Origin of the sequence: Streptomyces sp. NPDC059567 (genome assembly GCF_042735655.1) — a bacterium.
GTDB lineage: Bacteria > Actinomycetota > Actinomycetes > Streptomycetales > Streptomycetaceae > Streptomyces.
The window spans coordinates 25785-34140 of record NZ_JBHWBS010000087.1; the positions used below are offsets into that span (position 1 = coordinate 25785).

The following is an 8356-nucleotide window of genomic DNA, read 5'->3' on the forward strand; positions in this document are numbered from 1 at the left end:
CCCCTCCGCCCCCGCCCGCCCGGGTCGCCCACACCCAGCCCCCCCCCGCCCGGGCGCCGCCGCGCGGGGGCGCGCCCGGCCCCCCCCCCGGGGCGGGCCCGCCCCCCCGGCCCCCCGACTGGTCGTACGTCGCACCGCCCGGTTTCGTACGGGTTGCCTTCCAGCAGGTGCCCGAGGGCAAGGTCGCCAAGAACCGGCTCCATCTGGATCTGGAGGCGCCCGAGCTGGACGCGGCGGCCGACGAGGCGACCGCCCTCGGCGCGTCCCGCGTCGGTGGCATCGTCACCGACCCGCAAGGGGCCTTTCAGGTGATGCGCGACCCCGAGGGCAACGAGTTCTGCTTCGTGTCGGGCTGAGAAGGGCGGTACGCGGGCAGAATCCTCCCGTCCGTCCGTGTCTGCGCCGTCGAGCGTCGGAGGAGGAGGTCCGCGTATGTCCGCGCGTTCCACCCGGGTCCCCCGGGACGCCGTCCACCATCCCCTCTTCGCGCGCTTCTACGCGCGGTTCAGCGTCTCCGCGGATACGAAGGGCGGCATCGGCGCCCTGCGTACGGAGCTGCTGACCGGCCTGTCCGGCCGGGCCATCGAGATCGGCGCCGGGAACGGGCTGAACTTCGCGCACTATCCGGGCACCGTGTCCGAGGTCGTGGCCATCGAACCCGAGCGCCATCTGCGGACGTTGGCGGCCGATGCCGCCCTGCGCGCCGATGTGCCGGTGGATGTGGTGCCCGGTGCGGCGGAGGCGCTCCCGGTGAAGAGCGAGGCGTTCGACGCGGCGGTGGCCTCGCTGGTGCTGTGCACGGTACGCGATGTACCGAGGGCGCTCGCCGAGCTGCACCGCGTGCTGCGCCCGGGTGGTGAACTGCGCTTCTTCGAGCACGGGTTGGCGCCGACGCCCGGGATGGCGCGGACCCAGCGCGCCCTGGACCGCACGGTGTGGCCGTTGCTGTTCGGCGGCTGCCACACGGCGCGCGATCCACTGGCGGCGATCGAGGCGGCGGGGTTCGAACCGATCACGTACCGCGCGTTCACCGTGCCGGAGAAGGGGACCCGACTCCCCTCCTCGTACTGCGTGTTGGGCTCGGCACGACGGATCTGAGGGGCTGTCGGCTCAGCGGCTCCACTGACGCAGCTCGGCGGCGATGACGCGGACGTCGGCCTCGCCCTTCTTGACCAGGCGGGCCAGATCGCGGACCTGTTCGGGCGAGGTGACGACCTTCAGACCACTGGCGACGAGATAGCCGTAGGCCACGGCGGAGGCGAACATCGCGTTGGAGTGCTCCAAGGCAGGGATGTGCAGCAGGAGTTGGAGCAGGGCGGCGGCGCGGGCGTGCGGGTCGCTGTAGACGGGCACGCCGAAGATCTCGGCGTCGTGCCGGCCGACCGCGGCGACGAGCGCGCCCCAGTCGGTGACCTGGGGGTCGCCGGGCGTCTGGTGTTCGGCGACCATGAGCAGCCAGGAGATGTCGACCGTGAGGCTCATGCGGTGCGGTCACGCTCCGAGGCGAACTCCTCGGCGAACACGCCCTCGTACTGCTTCATGAAGTCGGCGGCCGCCTCGACGAAGGCCCGCCCCGACTCGCCCGCGTCCTGCTGGACGAGCTCCTCGATATAGCGGTTGACGCTCACTCCGCGCTGTTGTGCCCGTCGGCGGGCCGTGTCGGCGGTAGTTTCGTCCACACGTACGTTCAGCTGAGTCTTGGCCACACGACCACGCTAGCGCCGGTGCGCTAGCACCGACAAGGGGAGCCGCCATGGCATTACCGTTCCGCTTCGCGGTCACCATGCTGACGCCCGGGACCGGCGAGGAGTGGCGCGCACGCTGCCGCCGCGCCGAGGATCTCGGCTACGACCTGATCCTCGTCCCGGACCATCTGGGGATGCCCGCCCCCTTCCCCGCCCTGGTGGCCGCGGCCGAGGCCACGACCCGGCCGCGCGTGGGGACCTTCGTACTCGACGCGGGTTTCTGGAATCCGGCCCTGCCGGCCCGCGAGGTCACCACGACGGCCGCCCTGACCGGGGGCCGACCGCTTCGCTCCGGCCGAGCTGAATCTGCTGCTCCAGCGGGTCGTCGTGACCGAGGACCGGGCCGCGGCGGTGGCGGTCTTCCTGCCGTAGGTGTCGCATCTGAGCGAGGAGCAGGTGCTGGAACTCCCCCTGCTCGCCATCGGCAGCGTGCGGGAGATCGCCGACCAGTTGCGCGAGCAGCGCGCGGTACGGGTTCTCGTATCTCACGGTCCTGGACGACGCCATGGAGACGTTCGGACCGGTGATCGAGGAGCTGCGCACGGGCTGACGCGGCCCCGGGCACGCTAGGCGCAGGAGGGGCACAGTCCTCGGTAGGTGACCTCGACCTCGGACACCGCGAAGCCGAACCGCTCCTCCGCCGGGAGGTCGGCCAGGAGATCGCCGGTCGGGTGGACGTCACGGATGGTGCCGCAGCCGGCGCAGACCAGGTGCTGGTGCGGCTGGTGCGCGTTCGGGTCGTAGCGCTTCGCGCGGCCTTCGGTGGAGACCTCGATGACCTCGCCGAGGGAGACCAGCTCTCCCAGGGTGTTGTAGACCGTCGCCCGGGAGATCTCGGGCAGCCGCTGAGCCGCGCGGACGTGCACCTCGTCGGCCGTGAGGTGCACGTGGTCGCCGTCGAGGACCTCCGCGACGACCCGCCGCTGCGAGGTCATCCGCCAGCCACGCCCACGCAGTCGCTCCAGCAGGTCGCTCATGTCGGTTCACCCATTCAGCTCGGACTTCGGCGGGACACGCGACGTTCACCAAGGGACGTCAGGCTTCCGATGGGATAGAGAGTTGGCGTTCTTCTTGACTTGGACTCTGTCTATCGTAGGATCTATTCCGGCAATAGCCAAGGGACAAGATGGCTCCGGTCGGGTGACACAACCACCTCCGGGGTCGCCTCGGCCGAGCACCGCGATCCGCCCCGTCCGGAAGGATTCCCATGTCCGAGAACCACGATGCAGTCGTCACCGACGCGAAAGCCGAGGGAGCGGGTGGCTGCCCGGTCGCGCACACCGCGCGTGCCGCGCACCCGACCCAGGGCGGCGGAAACCGCCAGTGGTGGCCGGAGCGGCTCAATCTGAAGATCCTTGCCAAGAACCCCGCCGTGGCGAACCCGCTCGGTGAGGAGTTCGACTACGCCGAGGCGTTCAAGGCCCTCGACCTCGCGGCCGTCAAGCGCGACATCGCGGAGGTCCTCACCACCTCGCAGGACTGGTGGCCCGCGGACTTCGGCAACTACGGCCCGCTCATGATCCGTATGGCCTGGCACAGCGCCGGTACGTACCGCATCAGCGACGGCCGCGGCGGCGCCGGCGCCGGCCAGCAGCGCTTCGCGCCGCTGAACAGCTGGCCGGACAACGGCAACCTCGACAAGGCCCGCCGCCTGCTGTGGCCGGTCAAGCAGAAGTACGGCCAGTCCATCTCCTGGGCCGACCTCATGATCCTCACCGGCAACGTCGCCCTGGAGTCGATGGGCTTCGAGACCTTCGGCTTCGCCGGCGGCCGCGCCGACGTGTGGGAGCCCGACGAGGACGTCTACTGGGGCCCCGAGACCACCTGGCTCGGCGACGAGCGCTACACCGGTGACCGCGAGCTGGAGAGCCCGCTCGGCGCGGTCCAGATGGGCCTCATCTACGTCAACCCCGAGGGCCCCAACGGCAACCCGGACCCGATCGCCGCGGCCCGCGACATCCGCGAGACCTTCCGCCGCATGGCGATGAACGACGAGGAGACCGTCGCCCTCATCGCCGGTGGCCACACCTTCGGCAAGGCGCACGGCGCCGGCCCGGCGGAGAACGTCGGCGCCGACCCCGAGGCCGCGCCGCTCGAGGCCCAGGGCCTCGGCTGGGCGAACACGTACGGCACCGGCAAGGGCGGCGACGCGATCACCAGTGGCCTCGAGGTCACCTGGACCACCACGCCCGCGCAGTGGAGCCACGACTTCTTCAAGCACCTCTTCGAGTACGACTACGAGCTCACCAAGAGCCCGGCCGGTGCTCACCAGTGGGTGGCGAAGAACTCCGAGGAGATCATCCCCGACGCCCACGACGCGTCGAAGAAGCACCGCCCCACCATGCTCACCACCGACCTGTCGCTGCGCTTCGACCCGGTCTACGAGCAGATCTCGCGCCGCTTCTACGAGAACCCGGAGCAGTTCGCGGACGCCTTCGCCCGCGCCTGGTACAAGCTGACGCACCGCGACATGGGCCCGGTCGTGCGCTACCTCGGCCCGGAGGTCCCCTCCGAGGTGCTGCTGTGGCAGGACCCGCTGCCGGCGCGCGAGGGCGAGCTGATCGACGCCGCGGACATCGCCTCCCTCAAGGAGCGGATCCTCGGCTCGGACCTCACGGTCACCCAGCTGGTCTCCGCGGCCTGGGCCGCGGCCTCCTCCTTCCGCGGCAGCGACAAGCGCGGCGGCGCCAACGGCGCCCGCATCCGCCTGGAGCCGCAGCGCAACTGGGAGGTCAACAACCCGGACGAGCTGGCGCAGGTGCTGCGTACGCTCGAGGGCGTCCAGGAGTCCTTCAACTCCGCGGGCGGCAAGCAGGTCTCGCTGGCCGACCTGATCGTGCTCGCGGGCTCCGCGGCCGTCGAGAAGGCGGCCAAGGACGGCGGCTTCGACGTCGAGGTGCCGTTCACGCCGGGCCGTGTCGACGCCACGCAGGAGCAGACGGACGTCGAGTCGTTCGCCGCGCTCGAGCCGGCCGCCGACGGCTTCCGCAACTACGTCGGCAAGGGCAACCGCCTGCCGGCCGAGTACCTGCTGCTCGACAAGGCGAACCTGCTGACCCTGAGCGCCCCCGAGCTGACGGTCCTCGTCGGTGGCCTCCGTGTCCTGGGTGCCAACCACGCCCAGTCCAAGCACGGCGTCCTGACGAACAAGCCGGGCACGCTGTCCAACGACTTCTTCGTCAACCTGCTCGACCTGGGCACGACGTGGAAGTCGACGTCCTCGGCTCAGGACGAGTTCGAGGGCCGCGACGCGGCGGGCGAGGTCAAGTGGACCGGCACCCGTGCCGACCTGGTCTTCGGCTCGAACTCCGAGCTCCGCGCGCTCGCCGAGGTCTACGCGAGCGACGACGCGAAGGAGAAGTTCGTGAACGACTTCGTCGCCGCGTGGACGAAGGTCATGGAGCTGGACCGGTTCGACCTCGTCTGATCGTGAAGCCCCGGCCCTGAGTCCCCGGCCGTGACGTCCAGGCCTGCCCCTTCGGGCAGGCCTGGACTGCTGTCCGCCCGTATGGCGAAACACGGTCGACGGCGGCCGGAACCGGTGGTGGGATGCGGATCATGACCGAACCGCGCATCCGGACCGCCACCCCGGCCGACCTCGACACCGTCCTCGCCTTCTGGAAGGTGGCCGCCGAGGGCACCAGCATCAGCGACGACCGGGACGGGGTCGAGCGGCTCGTGGCCCGCGACCCCGAGGCCCTGGTCCTCGCCGAGCGCGGCGACGAGCTCGCCGGCACGGTGATCGCCGGCTTCGACGGCTGGCGCTGTCACCTCTACCGGCTCGCCGTCCACCCGGACCACCGCCGCCGGGGCGTGGGCGGGGCGCTGCTCGCGGCGGCCGAGGAGCGCTTCGTACGGCTCGGCGGGCGGCGGGCCGACGCCATGGTCCTCGACCACAACGAACTCGGGCAGCACGCCTGGCGTGCGGCGGAGTACGGCCCGGAGCAGCAGTGGACCCGCTGGGTGAAGCCGCTGCCTGCCATCCCCCGCGGGGGAGAGCAGCTTTGCCCGTCCTTTACCATGAGTACTTCTTCCTTCCCGCACGATCGAAAGGTGTGAGCGTCCGCCCATGGGCGAGCCTCCCAGTACCAAGCGCGCGATCCCTCTGCCCGTGACTGACCATGGGACGGAGGTGAACCGATGATCGAAGTGCTCCTGCTCGTGGTGGCGCTGCTGCTCTCGCTCGCATGCGGTGCCTTCGTCGCGGCCGAGTTCTCGCTCACCACGGTCGAGCGGTCCGAGCTCGAACAGGCGGTGGAGCGGGGCGAGCGGGGCGCGGCGAGCGCGCTCAAGGCCGTCAAGTCGCTCACCTTCCAGCTCTCCGGCGCCCAGCTCGGCATCACCGTCACCAACCTGATCGTCGGCATGCTCTCCGAGCCCTCGATCGCCAAGCTGATCCGCGGTCCGCTGGAGGACCTCGGCATCTCCTCGTCCGTCGCCTCCTCGGTCGCTCTGGTCATCGGCACCGCCCTGTCGACCGTCGTCCTGATGGTCGTCGGCGAGCTGGTCCCGAAGAACTGGGCGATCTCCTCGCCGCTGGCGATCGCCAAGCGGGTCGCCACACCGCAGCGGGTCTTCACCGCGGCCTTCAAGCCGCTGATCAGCCACCTCAACAACACCGCGAACCGGATCCTGCGACGGCTCGGCATGGAGCCGACCGAGGAGCTGGCCTCGGCGCGCTCCCCGAAGGAGCTCGTCGCGCTGGCCCGCCACTCCGCCAAGGAGGGCGCCCTGGAGGCGGACACCGCCGAACTGTTCGTGCGGACGCTGAACCTGGCCGAGCTGACCGCGGAGAACGTGATGACCCCGCGCGTCCAGGTCACCGCCCTGGAGGTGCAGGCCACCGCGGAGGACGTCGCCAACGCGACCCGCGCCACCGGCCTGTCCCGCTTCCCCGTCTACCGGGGCAGCCTCGACGCGGTGGTCGGGATCGCCCACATCAAGGACGTCCTGGCGATACCGGCCGACGAGCGGCCCCGCCGCCGCATCGGGGACATGCTGCGCGAGCCGCTGCTCGTCCCGGAGACCCTGACCGTCGACCGGCTGCTCGACCGGCTGTCCGGCAAGCAGACGATGGCGGTCGTCATCGACGAGTACGGCGGTACGGCCGGCGTCGCGACGCTGGAGGACATCGTCGAGGAGGTCGTCGGCGAGGTGCGCGACGAGCACGATCCGCACGAGACGCCCGACCTCGCGCGGGCGGGCGTGGACGCGGACGGGCGTGAGCTCTGGTCCGCCGACGGCGCCGCGCGCACCGACCAGCTGGAGGCCATCGGCCTGCGGGTGCCGGACGGACCGTACGAGACCCTGGCGGGTGTCCTCGCCACCGCCCTGGGGCGGATCCCCACCGTCGGCGACAGCGTGGAGCTGGCCGGCTGGGAGCTTGACGTGGTGGACGCCTCCGGGCGCCGGGCCGCGCGGGTGCTGATGCACGCGCCGTCCGGCGAGGGGTCCCAGGAGACCGGGGAGACGGGCCGATGATCGCGATCCAGCTACTGATCGGCTTTCTGACCCTGGTCGTGAACGCCTTCTTCGTCGGCGCGGAGTTCGCCCTGATCTCCGTACGCCGCAGTCAGATCGAGCCCGCGGCCGAGGCCGGGGACCGGAAGGCGCGCAGCGTCATCTGGGGTCTCGAGCACGTCTCGGCGCTGCTCGCCGCGGCACAGCTCGGCATCACGCTGTGCACCCTGGTGCTCGGCATCGTCGCCGAGCCCGCCATCGCGCATCTGCTCGAACCCGTCTTCGACGCGGTCGGCGTGCCGCACGGCCTGGTGCACCCGATCTCGTTCGTGATCGCGCTGGCCGTGGCGACCTATCTGCACATGCTGCTCGGCGAGATGGTCCCGAAGAACATCGCGCTGGCCGAGCCGACCCGCTCGGCGCTGATCCTCGGCCCGCCGCTGGTGGCGATCGCCCGGGCGCTGCGTCCGGTGATCTTCACGATCAACGCCTTCGCCAACGCGATCCTGAAGCTGCTGCGGGTGGAGGTCAAGGACGAGGTCTCGGCGACCTTCTCGGACGACGAGCTGGCCAGGATGGTCACCGACGCGGGCGTCACCGGTCTGCTCGACGACCGCACGGCGGAGCGTCTGCACGACGCCCTCGAACTGGGCCGCCGCCCGGTGCGGGACGTGGTCATGCCGGTGGAGAGGGTCGTGTACGCGGCGGTCGGCACGACGCCGGAGGAGCTGGAGGAGCTGTCCGCCGCGTCGGGCTTCTCCCGCTTCCCGGTGGTCGACACGGGCCGCCGGATCCTGGGCTATCTGCATGTGAAGGACGCCTTGGACGCGACACCGCGCGACCTGCCCTTCCCGGTCGCGGCCATGCGGCCGATCGCCCGGGTCCGGGCGGCCACGCCGATGGACGACGTACTGACGGCGATGCGCCGCAGCCGTACGCACCTGGCGGCGGTCCTGGACGAGGACGGGAAGCTGACCGGCCTGGTCACGATGGAGGACGTCCTGCGGGAGCTGGTCGGGCGCCCTGCGGCTCCGTAACGCTGAGGGTCCGGGGTGGGCGCGGGGCGGGAGCGGGCCGGGGGCCCGCGGGGGGGGCGCGCCACCCCCAACCACGCAGGATGTGGGCGGGCGCGGTGGTGGTGGGGGCGAGAA

Annotated in this window: 9 protein-coding genes and 1 pseudogene; 7 read left to right on the forward strand and 3 right to left on the reverse strand. The window is 71.3% G+C overall.

Features of this window, described 5'->3' with window-relative positions:
- Positions 1–167: 167 nt before the first annotated feature.
- Entirely contained in the window at positions 168–356 is a 189-nt protein-coding gene (locus ACFVZW_RS29220; protein WP_384527321.1) for a VOC family protein, read from the forward strand.
- A 76-nt stretch (positions 357–432) separates the two neighbouring features.
- Positions 433–1098 (forward strand): class I SAM-dependent methyltransferase, encoded by a 666-nt coding sequence (locus ACFVZW_RS29225; protein WP_384527324.1) that lies wholly within the window; start codon positions 433–435, stop codon positions 1096–1098.
- Between the two features lie 12 nt (positions 1099–1110).
- Here ACFVZW_RS29225 and ACFVZW_RS29230 read toward each other — a convergent pair whose 3' ends face one another.
- Both ACFVZW_RS29230 and ACFVZW_RS29235 read right to left on the reverse strand, forming a co-directional pair.
- On the reverse strand, positions 1111–1482 hold the full coding sequence (locus tag ACFVZW_RS29230; protein ID WP_376441973.1) for a fic family toxin-antitoxin system, toxin component: 372 nt from the start codon (positions 1480–1482) through the stop codon (positions 1111–1113).
- Complete coding sequence (locus ACFVZW_RS29235) at positions 1479–1706, reverse strand: antitoxin (protein ID WP_384527327.1); 228 nt, start codon at positions 1704–1706, stop codon at positions 1479–1481. Before ACFVZW_RS29235 ends, ACFVZW_RS29230 begins: the two co-directional genes overlap by 4 nt.
- Positions 1707–1753: 47 nt before the next feature.
- Between ACFVZW_RS29235 and ACFVZW_RS29240 the strand changes: the two are divergent.
- Positions 1754–2295, forward strand: a pseudogene (locus ACFVZW_RS29240) (LLM class flavin-dependent oxidoreductase).
- Between the two features lie 16 nt (positions 2296–2311).
- On the opposite strand, the gene ACFVZW_RS29245 reads toward ACFVZW_RS29240, so the two are convergent.
- On the reverse strand, positions 2312–2722 hold the full coding sequence (locus ACFVZW_RS29245; protein ID WP_376441981.1) for a Fur family transcriptional regulator: 411 nt from the start codon (positions 2720–2722) through the stop codon (positions 2312–2314).
- A gap of 230 nt (positions 2723–2952) precedes the next feature.
- Here ACFVZW_RS29245 and katG point away from each other — a divergent pair, with 230 nt between their 5' ends.
- The 4 genes from katG (at position 2953) to ACFVZW_RS29265 (ending at position 8242) form a co-directional block, all read left to right on the forward strand.
- Positions 2953–5172, forward strand: a complete 2220-nt coding sequence (gene katG, locus ACFVZW_RS29250; protein WP_384527331.1) for a catalase/peroxidase HPI — start codon at positions 2953–2955, stop codon at positions 5170–5172.
- Between the two features lie 131 nt (positions 5173–5303).
- Complete coding sequence (locus ACFVZW_RS29255; protein WP_384527334.1) at positions 5304–5804, forward strand: GNAT family N-acetyltransferase; 501 nt, start codon at positions 5304–5306, stop codon at positions 5802–5804.
- An 81-nt stretch (positions 5805–5885) separates the two neighbouring features.
- Positions 5886–7226 carry a hemolysin family protein gene (locus ACFVZW_RS29260; RefSeq protein WP_384527337.1) on the forward strand — a complete coding sequence of 447 codons (1341 nt, stop codon included), beginning with the start codon at positions 5886–5888 and terminating at the stop codon, positions 7224–7226.
- Entirely contained in the window at positions 7223–8242 is a 1020-nt protein-coding gene (locus ACFVZW_RS29265) for a hemolysin family protein (RefSeq protein WP_384527339.1), read from the forward strand. The genes ACFVZW_RS29260 and ACFVZW_RS29265 overlap by 4 nt, the downstream gene beginning before the upstream one ends.
- The last annotated feature ends 114 nt before the right edge of the window (positions 8243–8356 follow it).

Coding starts and splice junctions, on each gene's coding strand:
- ACFVZW_RS29265 (WP_384527339.1), top strand. CDS start 7,223: ATGATCGCGATCCAGCTACTGATCGGCTTTCTGACCCTGGTCGTGAAC.
- ACFVZW_RS29230 (WP_376441973.1), bottom strand. CDS start 1,482: ATGAGCCTCACGGTCGACATCTCCTGGCTGCTCATGGTCGCCGAACAC.
- ACFVZW_RS29225 (WP_384527324.1), top strand. CDS start 433: ATGTCCGCGCGTTCCACCCGGGTCCCCCGGGACGCCGTCCACCATCCC.
- katG (WP_384527331.1), top strand. CDS start 2,953: ATGTCCGAGAACCACGATGCAGTCGTCACCGACGCGAAAGCCGAGGGA.
- ACFVZW_RS29260 (WP_384527337.1), top strand. CDS start 5,886: ATGATCGAAGTGCTCCTGCTCGTGGTGGCGCTGCTGCTCTCGCTCGCA.
- ACFVZW_RS29255 (WP_384527334.1), top strand. CDS start 5,304: ATGACCGAACCGCGCATCCGGACCGCCACCCCGGCCGACCTCGACACC.
- ACFVZW_RS29245 (WP_376441981.1), bottom strand. CDS start 2,722: ATGAGCGACCTGCTGGAGCGACTGCGTGGGCGTGGCTGGCGGATGACC.